14 protein-coding genes are annotated in these 13270 nt (G+C 30.1%); 5 read left to right on the top strand and 9 right to left on the bottom strand.

Annotated elements, in window-relative coordinates; translation table 11 throughout:
- Position 1 precedes the first annotated feature (1 nt).
- From LRR82_RS01550 to LRR82_RS01535, 4 genes are all read right to left on the bottom strand, one after another.
- The gene (locus LRR82_RS01550) at positions 2 to 691 is read right to left on the bottom strand and encodes a DUF4956 domain-containing protein (protein WP_249029766.1); all 690 of its coding nucleotides are present in this window, start codon (positions 689 to 691) and stop codon (positions 2 to 4) included.
- Positions 684 to 1403: a polyphosphate polymerase domain-containing protein gene (locus LRR82_RS01545; RefSeq protein ID WP_249029765.1), complete on the bottom strand. Its 720-nt coding sequence runs from the start codon at positions 1401 to 1403 to the stop codon at positions 684 to 686. Before LRR82_RS01545 ends, LRR82_RS01550 begins: the two co-directional genes overlap by 8 nt.
- A 98-nt stretch (positions 1404 to 1501) precedes the next feature.
- Positions 1502 to 2698, bottom strand: coding sequence for a sensor histidine kinase (locus LRR82_RS01540; RefSeq protein WP_249029764.1), 1197 nt, complete (start codon positions 2696 to 2698; stop codon positions 1502 to 1504).
- Entirely contained in the window at positions 2699 to 3370 is a 672-nt protein-coding gene (locus tag LRR82_RS01535) for a response regulator transcription factor (RefSeq protein ID WP_249029763.1), read from the bottom strand.
- 158 nt (positions 3371 to 3528) lie between these two features.
- On the opposite strand from LRR82_RS01535, the gene LRR82_RS01530 reads away from it, so the two are divergent.
- A complete protein-coding gene (locus LRR82_RS01530; protein ID WP_249029762.1) occupies positions 3529 to 4737 on the top strand; it encodes an argininosuccinate synthase in 1209 nt (402 codons plus the stop codon).
- A 44-nt stretch (positions 4738 to 4781) separates the two neighbouring features.
- The gene (argH, locus tag LRR82_RS01525; RefSeq protein ID WP_249029761.1) at positions 4782 to 6170 is read left to right on the top strand and encodes an argininosuccinate lyase; all 1389 of its coding nucleotides are present in this window, start codon (positions 4782 to 4784) and stop codon (positions 6168 to 6170) included.
- Here the strand turns inward: argH and LRR82_RS01520 are convergent.
- The 4 genes from LRR82_RS01520 to hflX are packed head-to-tail and all read right to left on the bottom strand — an operon-like array spanning position 6164 to position 10016.
- The gene (locus tag LRR82_RS01520) at positions 6164 to 7513 is read right to left on the bottom strand and encodes a UDP-N-acetylmuramoyl-L-alanyl-D-glutamate--2,6-diaminopimelate ligase (protein WP_249029760.1); all 1350 of its coding nucleotides are present in this window, start codon (positions 7511 to 7513) and stop codon (positions 6164 to 6166) included. The two genes, argH and LRR82_RS01520, sit on opposite strands and share 7 nt — an antisense overlap.
- A 33-nt stretch (positions 7514 to 7546) precedes the next feature.
- The gene (argF, locus tag LRR82_RS01515; protein WP_249029759.1) at positions 7547 to 8536 is read right to left on the bottom strand and encodes an ornithine carbamoyltransferase; all 990 of its coding nucleotides are present in this window, start codon (positions 8534 to 8536) and stop codon (positions 7547 to 7549) included.
- Positions 8537 to 8590: 54 nt separating this feature from the next.
- The gene (locus tag LRR82_RS01510; RefSeq protein WP_249029758.1) at positions 8591 to 8779 is read right to left on the bottom strand and encodes a hypothetical protein; all 189 of its coding nucleotides are present in this window, start codon (positions 8777 to 8779) and stop codon (positions 8591 to 8593) included.
- Positions 8780 to 8789: 10 nt separating this feature from the next.
- Positions 8790 to 10016, bottom strand: a complete 1227-nt coding sequence (hflX, locus tag LRR82_RS01505) for a GTPase HflX (RefSeq protein ID WP_249029757.1) — start codon at positions 10014 to 10016, stop codon at positions 8790 to 8792.
- A gap of 58 nt (positions 10017 to 10074) precedes the next feature.
- On the opposite strand from hflX, the gene LRR82_RS01500 reads away from it, so the two are divergent.
- Genes LRR82_RS01500 through rbr form a run of 3 tightly spaced genes read left to right on the top strand, consistent with a single transcriptional unit; the run spans position 10075 to position 12006 of the window.
- Entirely contained in the window at positions 10075 to 10992 is a 918-nt protein-coding gene (locus LRR82_RS01500) for a hypothetical protein (protein ID WP_249029756.1), read from the top strand.
- 44 nt (positions 10993 to 11036) lie between these two features.
- A complete protein-coding gene (locus LRR82_RS01495; protein ID WP_249029755.1) occupies positions 11037 to 11405 on the top strand; it encodes a Fur family transcriptional regulator in 369 nt (122 codons plus the stop codon).
- A 13-nt stretch (positions 11406 to 11418) separates the two neighbouring features.
- Positions 11419 to 12006 (top strand): rubrerythrin, encoded by a 588-nt coding sequence (gene rbr, locus LRR82_RS01490; protein WP_249029754.1) that lies wholly within the window; start codon positions 11419 to 11421, stop codon positions 12004 to 12006.
- 29 nt (positions 12007 to 12035) lie between these two features.
- Here the strand turns inward: rbr and LRR82_RS01485 are convergent, their stop codons facing one another.
- On the bottom strand, positions 12036 to 13211 hold the full coding sequence (locus tag LRR82_RS01485) for an iron-containing alcohol dehydrogenase (protein WP_249029753.1): 1176 nt from the start codon (positions 13209 to 13211) through the stop codon (positions 12036 to 12038).
- Positions 13212 to 13270 lie beyond the last annotated feature (59 nt).

The raw sequence follows: 13270 nt of genomic DNA, 5'->3' as shown, positions 1-13270 counted from the left end.
CCTACAATTCTACTGCCGTATTCATATCTTTAGTAATTACTATTTCTAAATTTCCATTTCTACAACGTAATGCATCAATAAAAGCTTTTTCTCTTTTTTCATTTTTTAATTCAATTTCATAACTTAATTTAAATAAACTTCCCATATTCGTAGTTTTAACATAATGTAACTCACAAAAAGAAGTATATTTCTTAAATAAATCATTAAACACATCTGTATAATTTAAATCTTCAGGTATCGTAATCTTTAAAACACGTTTATTTGTTTGATAATCACCAAAAGAAGATTGGAATAAAATCATTTCAAACGCCGATACAAAAATAACAAAAATAACTGCAAAAGCAATATAACCCATCCCTAATGTTAATCCTGATCCCATTGCAGTAAAAATAGCTCCTATTTCTTTAGCAGTTCCTGGAACAGAACGGAAACGTACTAAACTAAACGCACCTGCTACTGCAACTCCAGCACCAATATTACCATTTACCATCATAATAATCATTGTAACTACAGCAGGAATAATCGCTAATGTTGTCACAAAACTCTTTGAATACTTTCCTTGGAACGTATATACCCATGCATTAAAGACACCAATTACAATCGCTACTACCATACAAATTAAAAAACCTGACAAATCAACTGTAACCGTTGATGTAGTATCAAAGATACCTGTAAATAAAGAACTAAACATTTAAATCTCCTCCTTGTATTTTTGGGAACAATACTTTTTTATAAGCTGTTCCATATTTTGAAAATGAAGTTTTATACAACTGATGACTACTAAAAAAATGCAATAACCAACTTGGTAATCCATAGGTTGTTTTAACTTCTAATAAAACTGTATCCTCTGGTAATAGTTCATCTCCATAAACCTCTTCTAACAAAGATAAATGATCTTCTCTAGATAAAACATTTTGATCAAATGTCATCCTAAAATTCACATCCTCTAAACCAAAAAAAGCTTCTCGATCATAACTTAATAACATTGATGGTTTCAATCCCTCATAATATTTTATAAAATAATCAATTTCCCTAGTAATTTGATTTTTTTGAGCTAATGGAACATGATTCTCCAAATAATTAACAGCTTGTTCTTGTGGGACACTGATTCTCCTTTTATAAACAACTCCTTCATATTTCTTCTTCAATTCAATAAAGACGTCATCTTCTTTTTGAATATCCCCATATGCTCGAACACGTAACTTTTCTTTATACGTTGGTTTTTCTATGGAATGACGAATCAAACGATGATCTTGTGTATCTAAATAAATTGTTCGTATCGTATGTTTTCCAAACTGATCCAAACACATATATTCTTGCATAATTTCTTTTAATTCAACATACTGATTTTTAGTTAGAATATATTTTAACTCATATCTTTTAAAAGTCATTTGTGTTTCCATTGTTTGATACTCCTTTACTTTTACTATCTACATTCTAATTCCTTAACCTAAAATATACTTTAAATTAACATAAAAAAGGGATAACTTTTGTTATCCCCTTATAATTCAATAATAAACATAACACTATAATGATCCTTACTCTCAGCCTGTATAAGACCTTTATGATCCTTCACAATTGATTTAGCTAACGCTAAACCAATTCCAAATCCTTCTAAATCACTACTTTTAGAAGACTCTTCACGATAAAACCTTTTAAACCAATCATCATGTTTCCCTATTTCTATATATTCTACTTCATTATGACAAGCAATAATATATTTCTCTTTTTCTTTTTTTAAAACAATAGAAATAGTAGTAAACTCTTTTCCATATTTTAATGCATTTTCTAATAAAATAGATACTAATTGACGAATCGCTTGTTGATCTCCTTTATAGATTACATTTTGTTCGATATGTAATTCAATAGACATATTGGTACTTAAAATAATATAAGGATCAGCAACTTCTTCTAAAGTTGTAGATAAAGAGAACTCTTTTTTTAGTTCATTTGTTTTTTCTAACTTAGCAAGTGATAATAAAGAGTTAACTAAGTTATTTAAATGATTTACTTGTTGATGAGTACTCTTTGTCCATTCTGTTTCTCCCCATTCTAATTCCATTACCTCTGTATTTGCTTTTACAATAGCTAACGGTGTTTTAATTTCATGAGACATATCTGTTATAAATAATTTTTGTTTTTCATAACTTTGGATGATTGGTTCTGTTGCTTTTTTAGAAAAAAGCACTAATAGTATAAATACTCCTATTAAGGTTATTGCACAGATACCAATCGTATTCATTAGATAACTTTGAAATGTACTTAGTTGTTGACTATAATCTACAAATACAAATAAGCAACTATCTTCTGTTGTTACAATCTGATATTTATAAGAGTCTACAGTCCCTTGTTCACTATTGTTTTCAATAATACTTTCTACATACTCTATTGCATTTTGTGTAGTGACCCCTTGAATATAAGATGTATTTACCATAAAAACATCATTATTATCATCTAATGATACTGTAAAATAACGTGTCGTATAACTAGCTTCCGGTGACAAAGACATCTCAGATACTTGACTAATGTCTCTAGGGAAGATACCATCATTATCAATAATAATACGTAAGGTAGAGTCTACTGTTTTTTGCATGGTCATGTAGTTGGTAATTGTTAAAATACTTGCAATTCCCATTAATACAATAAAGATAGATCCAAAAGAAATAAAAATAAATTTCTTTCGCAAAGCTTTTTCCATTTATTTTTCCTCCAAACAATATCCTGTATTTCTTTTTACTGATATTTGTATATTTGCTTCCATATTTATTAGTTTCTTTCGTAATGTAGAAATACATACCCATACTACTTGTAATTCACTATCACTATCATATCCCCATATTTTTTCCATAAATTTTTCTGTAGGAATCACATATCTAGGATTTAACATCATCATTTCTAACATTTGAAATTCTTTATTCGCTAATTTGATTGTTAACAAAGGAGATGATACTTCAAATGATGCTCGATCTAACGTAACATTCCCTAGTTTCAACAATGAACTAGCAGCACTATCTTGATTTCTAGTAACTGCTCTAATTCTTGCTAATAGTTCTTTTGTTTCAAAAGGCTTTGTTAAATAATCATTCGCCCCTAAATCCAATCCTTGTACCTTATCATCCACTTGCCCTAAAGCAGTCAACATAATAACAGGAACCATATTTCCTTTTCTTCTTAACTCTTTCAATACCGTTAACCCATCTACTTTAGGCATCATAATATCTAATAATACAACATCATAATTTTCAGTTTCTAAATATTCTAATGCACTTTGTCCATTATATACAGCATCAATTGAATAGTTACTATGTTTTAAAATAGCAACTAATGCTTTTGATAATTGTATTTCATCTTCACATAATAATAGTCTCATATCCTCGTCCTCATTTTTATTATACTTAATATACCATAAATATACTTTAAATTTTAAAACTAGTTTACAATATTATTTTAAATTACTTCCTTTATTTGCTTTTTTCTAAATTATCGTATATTATATTAGTAATTTAAATAAATATGGGGGAAGAAAAAGTGAAAGAAAAAGTAATTTTAGCCTATTCTGGTGGGCTTGATACAACTACTATTATTCCATGGTTAAAAGAAAACTATGATTATGACGTTGTATGTTGTTGTATCGATGTAGGACAAAAAGAAGAATTAGACGGATTAGAAGAACGTGCTAAAAGTTCTGGTGCTACAAAACTATATATTGAAAATGTTGTAGATGAATATGTAAAAGACTACATTATGCCCACTGTTCAAGGTGATGCTGTTTATGAATATAAATATCTATTAGGAACTGCTACTGCTAGACCATTAATTGCTAAAGTATTAGTGGATATTGCTAGAAAAGAAGGTGCTACTGCTATTTGTCATGGTGCTACTGGTAAAGGAAATGACCAAATTCGTTTTGAATTAGGAATTAAAGCATTAGCTCCAGATTTAAGAATTATAGCAGCTTGGAGAGATCCAAAATGGACAATGCAATCTCGTGAAGACTGTATTCAATATTGTAATGACCATGGTATTTTCTTACCATTTAATGCAAGTAGTAGTTATTCAAGAGATCGTAATATTTGGCATATTTCTCATGAAGGGTTAGAATTAGAAGATCCTGCTAATACACCAAATTATGATCATTTGTTAGTGTTATCTACTTCTCCAGAAAAAGCTCCAGAAACTGCAGAACATATTTCTATTGAATGGGTAGATGGTGTTCCTGTTAAATTAAATGGAGAATCAATGGGATTAACTCAAATTTTAGAAACATTAAATGATATTGGTGGTAAACATGGTGTTGGTATTGTTGATATTGTTGAAAATCGTGTGGTTGGTATGAAATCTAGAGGTGTTTATGAAACTCCAGGTGGAACTATCTTAATGGAAGCTCATCGTCAATTAGAAGAATTAGTATTGGATAGAGAAACATTAAAATACAAACGTTTAATATCGGTAGAATTAGCTGAATTAGTATATGCAGCAAAATGGTTCTCACCATTACGTGAAGCAATTAGTGCTTTTGTAAGCAAAACACAAGAAGTAGTGACAGGTACAACTAATTTTAGATTATATAAAGGAAATATTATTAAAGAAGGTACTACTTCTCCATTTACTTTATATGATGAAGATATTGCATCATTTACTACTGGTGAATTATATGATCATAAAGATGCACAAGGATTTATTACTCTTTATGGACTTTCAACAAAAGTTCGTGCAATGAAATTAAATAACAAATAAAAAAAGGGCGTTTGCCCTTTTCTAATATTACAGGAGGAATAACAATGAAATTATGGGGTGGAAGATTTACAAAACCAACCAATCAATTAGTACATGAATTTAATGCTTCGATTGGATTCGATCAAGTATTTTATGTACAAGATATTCAAGGAAGTATTGCCCATGCTAAAATGCTTACAAAACAAGGATTATTAACAGATAATGAAGGTTTACAAATTCAAGAAGGATTACAAAGTATTTTAGATGACTTACAAAGTGGTGATTTACAAATAGATACTAGTTATGAAGATATTCATAGTTTTGTAGAAGCAACATTAACAATGCGTATTGGTGAACCTGGTAAAAAATTACATACTGGTAGAAGTAGAAATGACCAAGTAGCATTAGATATGCGTCTATATACAAGAGATCAAATTATCTTATTACATGAACTTTGCTTTGATGTTTTATCAACAATTCATGATATTATGAAAAACCATACCGAAACATTTATGCCTGGCTTTACGCATTTACAAAAAGCGCAACCAGTTACTTTAGCTCATCATATGGGAGCATATTTTGAAATGTTTAAACGTGATTCACAACGTTTAGAAGATATCTATACACGTATGAATGTTTGTCCTTTAGGTAGCGGTGCTATGGCTGGAACTACTTATCCTTTGGATCGTGAATATACTGCCTCATTACTTGGTTTTGATGGACCTTGTTTAAATAGTATGGATGGTGTTAGTGACCGTGATTATTTAATAGAATTATTAAGTGCAATGGCTACTATGATGATGCATATGTCACGTTTAAGTGAAGAAATTATTATTTGGAATAGCAATGAATATCAATTTATTGAATTAGATGATACTTTCTCTACTGGAAGTTCAATCATGCCACAAAAGAAAAACCCTGATATTGCAGAATTAATTCGTGGTAAAACAGGAAGAGTATATGGTGCACTAACTAGTCTATTGACTACGATGAAAGGTATTCCTTTAGCATATAATAAAGATATGCAAGAAGATAAAGAAGGTGTTTTTGATGCTATTAGGACTACAAAAGGTTGTCTTCAATTATTAAATGATATGTTGAAAACAACTACTTTTAATAAAGATAATATGAAAAAGAGTGCTACTGGTGGTTTTACGAATGCAACGGATGCTGCTGATTATTTAGTCAATCATGGAGTTCCTTTCCGTGATGCTCATGGCATTATTGGAACATTGGTTTTAAAAGCAATACAAGAAAACTGTGCTTTAGATGACTTATCATTAGCACAGTTCCAAGAAGTTTCTCCTGTTTTCCAAGAAGATATTTACGAAGCTATTTCATTAGAAACATGCGTCAATAAGCGTGTTACTTTAGGAGCTCCAGGAAAAAAAGCGATGATCCAAGTCATCGCTGTAAATGAACAATATCTAAAAACCTTTAAAAAAGATTATTGATACTTCTTCACTTCCCCTGCATCACTGTAGGGGGTTTTTATTTTGTTTGTTTCTATATAATCTTCATGACCTTTCCCTAAAAGCAAAACATAGGTATCTTCATCTGCCATACTAATTGCTTTTTTTATTGCTAGAGAACGATCACTTATACGTTCATAATTTTTATTTGAACAACCCTTTTCCATTTGATCAAGAATATCTTCCACATCTTCACAACGTGGGTTATCCATTGTAAGAATCGAATAATCACTATATTTAGTAACAAGTTCTGCCATAATTGGGCGTTTTGAATTATCACGATCACCACCACAACCAATAACGGTAATAATTTTCTTTCCTTCTAACTCACAAAACGTCTGTAAAATATTTTCTACTGCATTAGGGGTATGTGCATAATCAATGACTGCATATCCTTTTTTTAGTTTATATACATTCATTCTTCCTTCTGGTGTACATACTTTATTTGCGTGTTTACACATCATTTCTAAGTCATAACCTACTTCATGTAAACAACTAATGGCTTGCATAAAGTTATAAATATTATATTTACCTAACATATCCACTGTTGCTACATATTCTTTTTGGTTATGTTGGAAACAAACCGTAGTAGTTTGACCTATTGTTTGCATTGATAAGATTTGATAAGCACATTCACTCATTCCATAACCAAGGTTATTTTCTTTTTGAAAATAACTTTTATAAGCATCATCATTGTTATAAAGACATTTTCCATTTGGTTTTAAATGATCTAATACAATTGCTTTATGACTAGCATATGTATCCATTGTTTTATGATAATCTAAGTGATCTAATGTTAAGTTAGTAAAACCTGCTCCATCGAACTGTAATTTTCCTATACGACCTTGGTGTAAACCATGAGAACTTACTTCCATAGCAACTACTTTACAGCCTTCTTCTTTTGCTTTTAATAAGAAAGAATAAATAGTAATAATATCTGGAGTCGTATTAATTGTTTCTTCTTTGCTTTTAGGACTTTCATATCCAATGGTACCAAACATAGCACAAGGAATACCAATTGCATTTAATAATTGATAAATAATAGCACAAGTCGTTGTTTTTCCATTTGTTCCTGTTATTCCAATAACTTTTAGATCCTTTAACAAATCCGCATAATTACTTGCTAGATAGTCATCTAAATATGCTTTTGTATCTGCTACTACTTGCACATTTGGATAGTTACAGGGATGTTCTACAACCAATAAACTAGCTCCATTTTGATGAGCCTGTTCTAAAAAATCATGTCCATCTACTAATTGTCCTTTTAATGCTACAAAAATATCTCCCGGTTTTATTTTTCTTGAATCTATTTGAATTGTTTTCATAACTATTACAAGTGTAAAAACACTTTTCCTTCCTTATAATTCTACTAATGTTGCAACCATTACTGCTTTAATAGTATGCATTCTATTTTCCGCTTCATCAAAAACAACAGAATTTTCACTACGGAAAACACGATCCTCTACTTCACGAATATCTAATCCAAAACGATCACGCATATCACACGCTACTTCTGTTTCGAAATCATGATAAGCTGGTAGACAGTGCATAAATAAACAAGCTGGATTGTTTGTTTTATTCATTAATTCTTCTGTTATTTTATAAGGTGTTAAGGCTTTTGTTCGAACCGCATATAATGATTCCGCTTCTCCCATTGATACCCATATATCCGTATAAATAACATCTGCTCCTTTTACATCTGACACATCATGGCTAATTGTAATACTAGCACCTGATTCACTTGCAAAAGCCAATGATTTTTCAAGTATTTCTTTGTCTGTTACCGTTAATTCTGGTCCAATTGCAACAAATTCCATTCCCATTTTTGCACATCCCAACATTAAAGCATACATAACATTATCACTTAAATCTCCTACAAAGACAAACTTACTTTGTTCTAAAGGTTTATCCATGTGTTCTTCCATTGTCATAAAATCAGCTAATACTTGGGTTGGATGATCCACATCAGTTAATCCATTCCATACTGGAACTCCAGCATATTTTGCTAAATCCTCCACTACCTTTTGATCAAAACCACGATATTCAATACCATCATACATTCTTCCAAGTACTCTAGCACTATCTTCTAATGATTCTTTTTTATTTATTTGAGAATTTGTTAAAAATGTAACATTTGCTCCTTCATCATTTGCACCTACTTCAAAAGCACAACGTGTTCTAGTAGAAGACTTATCAAATAATAAAACTACATTTTTTCCTCTTAATAATTGACCTACTTCCCCACTTTTTTTCTTTGCTTTTAATTGATGACTTAAATCTAATAAATAACGAATCTCTTCCTTTGAATAATCCGCTAATGTTAAAAAACTTCTGTTCACTAAATTCATAATATATCCCCCTCACATTCCTTTATTTTAACAAAAAAAGAGTCGATAATCAAATTAATTGAGTATCGATACTTCTTCTGTATCTTCTATCAAAACTTCTTTAATACGATCTTTAGAATGAACAAGCATATCCTTGATTTGTTCATGTGTTTGATCACTAATAAGTGCCTGATATGCATTTTCTAAATTGTCTGCTTCTAAAGCAATTGATAATTCTAAATGATATATTTTCTTGTCTGCCATAAGTTATCTCCTAATGTTGTATTCTATATTGCAAAAATTCTTTCATTTTACTAGGATGTTCTTCTACTTTTACAAAAATAGCGTTTTGACCATATTGAACATCTAGTACATTTGCATGTTGTTGTAAATAAGAATATACATCTCCTTTTTCATAAGGAATTTGTAAATCATAAACAGTATATTCTTTAAATAAAATAGTAACGATTTCTTTTTTTAATAAATCTATATTTATATTCTCTTTTACAGAGATAAATACACTTGGTTCATATGCTTGAATAAAAGCATATTTATCTTTATCCACTTTATTATATGCATAAATAACGGGAATGTTATCTGCTTGTAATACTTTTAGTACCATATTTGTTGTTTGTATTTGTTTTTCCCATTGTTCATTAGAAGAATCAACTACGTGAACTAATATATCTGCTTCTTTTACTTCTTCTAAGGTAGAACGAAAGGCTTGAATTAAATGATGTGGTAGACGGTCTATAAATCCTACCGTATCACTAACTAAACAAGTATGATTTTCTATTTTACATTTTCTTGTTGCTGTTTCTAGGGTTGCAAATAACATATCTTTTTGTAAGACATGTTTTTCTTTGTTTTCGCATAAATTATTTAATAGTGATGACTTTCCACTATTTGTATATCCTACTAGTGCAATGACTTTATTATCTTTATCTTTTCTTTGTTTTCTTTGTGTTTGTCTTTGTTTCACAATTTTCTCTAATTCTTTATTTGCTTGATGCAATTGGTTATGCAAGACCCTTCGATCAAGTTCGATTTTCTTTTCTCCACTACCTCTAAACCCTGAACCACCTAACTGTCCGTATAATTGTTCTTGCATCCCAGCTAATCTTGGTAGCATATATCGACATTTTGCTATTTTAACCTGTAGCTTTGCTTCTTTGGTTTTTGCTCTTTGTTCAAAGATACGAAGGATTAAGTCCGTTCGATCTGTTACTTCTATTTCTAAAATATCAGTTATATTTTTTATTTGTAATGGCGATAATTCTTCATCAAAAATAACAACATCAATATTTGTTAATTGATTTTTAATTTCTGCTAACTTCCCTGAGCCTACAAAAGTACTTGGGGAAATAGCATCTAAATTTTGACTAGCTTCTTTCGTGACTGTAATGTCACAAGCATTAGCTAGTGAAATAAGTTCTTCTTTTGATTTGATACTATCATATGCCATATATTTATATGTTACTGTTACTATTAATGCGTTCATTTATTCACCCTCTTGCTTATTTTACACGAATTTACTTTATTTATCTACAAGGAGACTTATGAAAAAAATAAATTACTACTTTACAATAAGTTTAGTTATATTCATTACTTTTTTCTCTTTTTTTAATATGTTCCAAATAGTTCAATTATCATCTACTGTACTAACAATTGTCATTGATAACTTATTACCCTCATTATTACCTTTTATGATTTTAATATCCTTATGTATGTCATTAGGTATTGTACAATTATTTAGCTATTTAATCCAGTATTTATTTCTTCCTTTATTCCATCTTTCCCCAACTATGTCATCCATATACTTTCTCACTTTCTTTTGTGGTTATCCAACGAATATTAAAATAATCAAAGAAGCCTATCTTTTAAAACATATTAGCTTATCTCAATTACAACATCTTTTATCAATTGGTTCTTTTGCATCTCTTTCTTTTATTTTTGTTTCTTTAAAAATAGACCATGCATTCCTTCTTTATGTATGTCATATTTTACCTAGTATATTTTTAGCTCTTTGTTATCGTCAAAAACAGACTTTCCAAACACTAAAACAGTCATTTGAAATAATCAATACACCAAAAGTTAGTTTTGTTTCTGCTTTAAAACAAAGTTTATTGAGTTCTTGTTATACTTTTATTTTTATATTAGGATATATGTTAGTTTTTCAATTTATTGGTTATGCTTTATCTTTTTTAATAAAAGATCCTTTTATATTATCTTTTATACAAGGTCTTTTGGAGTTTAGTAGTGGTGCTTTACAACTGAGTAGTTTAGATCCTAGTCCTATTGTTTATGCAGCTATTTGTTTTTTATTATCTTTTGGAAGTATTAGTGTGATGATGCAAATGGATAATTTATTAGAAGGAATACCCTATAGTTGGAAAACATATTTTTTTGCAAGAGTATATCATGGGATATTTTCTTTTATTTTATGTTTGATTTTATTTGACTCTTTTCTATTCTAGTGTTATTATAGTAATAGGAATCATTACTATTAAGGAGAAATTATATGGCAACATCAAGGTATTCATCACAACGTGCAGCTATTTTAGGAAATTTGCAGTCTAGAATAGATCATCCTAGTGCTGATGTCATTTATACGGACATTAAAAAAACAATGCCTACTATTTCCCTTGGTACGGTATATCGAAACCTACAAGTACTATGTGACAATGGACAAGTAAGAAAAATTAGTTTTTCTGATCAAATTGTTCATTATGATGCAAATATGGCCAATCATCATCATTTTGTTTGTAAAAAATGTCATTCTATTTATGATATTGAAATTTCTACATTTCAAAATGAAAACATCGAACATAGTGTAGAAACTGTAGAAGTAGTATACCATGGTATCTGTAATGCTTGCCAAGAAAAATAAGGAGGGTTTTAAAATGGAAAGTTTAAAAGGATCAAAAACATTAAGTAATATCATGCATGCATTTGCTGGGGAGTCTCAAGCTAGAAATCGTTATACATTCTATGCTTCAGTAGCTAAAAAAGAAGGTTTTGTTCAAGTTCAAAATATCTTCTTAGAAACTGCAGATCAAGAAAAAGAACATGCAAAAAGATTAATGAAACTTGCGAATGCAGATTGCCAAGGAGAATTAGTTTATGTGGATGGTAATTTCCCAGTATTAATCGGAAACACTGCCCAAAACTTAAAAGCATCTGCTCAAGGTGAAAACGAAGAATATACTGATATGTATCCTAGTTTTGCAAAAACTGCAAGAGAAGAAGGATTTACAGAAATTGCAACAATTTTTGAATCAATTGCCATTGCAGAAAAACATCATGAAGCACGTTTCTTAAAACTATTAGAAACATTAGAAAATGCAACAGTATTTAAAAAAGAACAACCTGTTGTTTGGAAATGTAATAACTGTGGATTTATCTATGAAGGATTAGAAGCACCAGTTGTTTGTCCAGCATGTGATCATCCAACTGCTCACTTTGAAGTAAACACATTCTTCTTAGGATAATAAAAAAAGCCTTTCGGCTTTTTTTTTAGTTAAAATTCAACACTTGTTCCATAATAACAGCAAGTTAATAATTTAACCATTTCATCATGAGTTGGTGTACGAGGGTTTGTACCTGTACAAGCATCTCCGATTGCTAAATCAGCAATATTATCAACTTTTGCTAAGAATTCATCTTCTAAAATACCAAATTCTTGCATTGATTTAGGAATTCCTAAATAAATATTATATTCATTAATCTTATCACATAATGAATCTACTAAACATTCATCACATTCTCCTTCTAATCCTAAGAAACGAGAAATAGCTGCATATCTAGAAGCATCTGCTTTTGCATTATATTTAATTACATATGGTAAATAAATAGCGTTTGCACAACCATGTGGGATATGTCCTGTACTAAAAGCAGCTCCAGTTTTATGTGCCATTGAATGAACAATACCTAATAGTGCATTAGAGAAAGCCATCCCTGCCATACATTGACCATAATGCATCATTTCTCTAGCATCTTTGTCTCCTCCATAAGAATCTTTTAAACAATCAAATACTATTTTAATTGCTTCTAAAGCTAATGGATCAGTAAATGGTTGATGTGTTAAACCAACATATGCTTCAATAGCATGAGTTAAAGCATCCATACCTGTATGAGCAGTTAAAGTAGCAGGCATTGTTTCTGCTAAACTCGGATCAACAATAGCAACATCTGGTGTAATTTCAAAATCTGCTAAAGGCCATTTTACTCCAGTTGCATAATTAGTAATAACAGAGAATGCTGTTACTTCTGTTGCAGTTCCTGATGTTGATGGAATAGCAATAAATTTAGCTTTCTTTCTTAATTTAGGGAATGAAAATGGTACACATATTTCTTCAAAAGTAGCTTCTGGATATTCATAGAAAACCCACATTGCTTTTGCTGCATCTATTGGTGATCCTCCACCCATAGAAATAATCCAATCAGGATTAAATTCACGCATTACTTCTGCACCTTTCATAACTGTTTCTACTGATGGATCTGGTTCTACATCTTCAATTAATTTTACTTCAATATTTGCTTCTTCTAAGTTTTTTAGTGCTTTATCTAAGAAACCAAAGCGTTTCATAGATCCTCCACCTATTACTATTACAGCTTTAGAACCTTCTAAAGTTTTTAAATAATCTAATGCATTTTCTCCAAAATATAAATCTCTAGGTAATGTAAATCTTTGCATAATTCTTCCTCCTCTTTCTTGTGTGAAACCTCTTACATTATTACTATATACCTATTCCT

It is taken from the genome of Tannockella kyphosi, assembly GCF_021054785.1.
In the GTDB taxonomy this organism is placed as follows: Bacteria; Bacillota_I; Bacilli_A; order Erysipelotrichales; family Coprobacillaceae; genus Tannockella; species Tannockella kyphosi.
This window is presented reverse-complemented; position numbering and strand designations above follow the sequence as displayed.

Coding starts and splice junctions, on each gene's coding strand:
- LRR82_RS01550 (WP_249029766.1), bottom strand. CDS start 691: ATGTTTAGTTCTTTATTTACAGGTATCTTTGATACTACATCAACGGTT.
- LRR82_RS01545 (WP_249029765.1), bottom strand. CDS start 1,403: ATGGAAACACAAATGACTTTTAAAAGATATGAGTTAAAATATATTCTA.
- LRR82_RS01540 (WP_249029764.1), bottom strand. CDS start 2,698: ATGGAAAAAGCTTTGCGAAAGAAATTTATTTTTATTTCTTTTGGATCT.
- LRR82_RS01535 (WP_249029763.1), bottom strand. CDS start 3,370: ATGAGACTATTATTATGTGAAGATGAAATACAATTATCAAAAGCATTA.
- argH (WP_249029761.1), top strand. CDS start 4,782: ATGAAATTATGGGGTGGAAGATTTACAAAACCAACCAATCAATTAGTA.
- LRR82_RS01520 (WP_249029760.1), bottom strand. CDS start 7,513: ATGAAAACAATTCAAATAGATTCAAGAAAAATAAAACCGGGAGATATT.
- argF (WP_249029759.1), bottom strand. CDS start 8,536: ATGAATTTAGTGAACAGAAGTTTTTTAACATTAGCGGATTATTCAAAG.
- LRR82_RS01510 (WP_249029758.1), bottom strand. CDS start 8,779: ATGGCAGACAAGAAAATATATCATTTAGAATTATCAATTGCTTTAGAA.
- hflX (WP_249029757.1), bottom strand. CDS start 10,016: ATGAACGCATTAATAGTAACAGTAACATATAAATATATGGCATATGAT.
- LRR82_RS01500 (WP_249029756.1), top strand. CDS start 10,075: ATGAAAAAAATAAATTACTACTTTACAATAAGTTTAGTTATATTCATT.
- LRR82_RS01495 (WP_249029755.1), top strand. CDS start 11,037: ATGGCAACATCAAGGTATTCATCACAACGTGCAGCTATTTTAGGAAAT.
- rbr (WP_249029754.1), top strand. CDS start 11,419: ATGGAAAGTTTAAAAGGATCAAAAACATTAAGTAATATCATGCATGCA.
- LRR82_RS01485 (WP_249029753.1), bottom strand. CDS start 13,211: ATGCAAAGATTTACATTACCTAGAGATTTATATTTTGGAGAAAATGCA.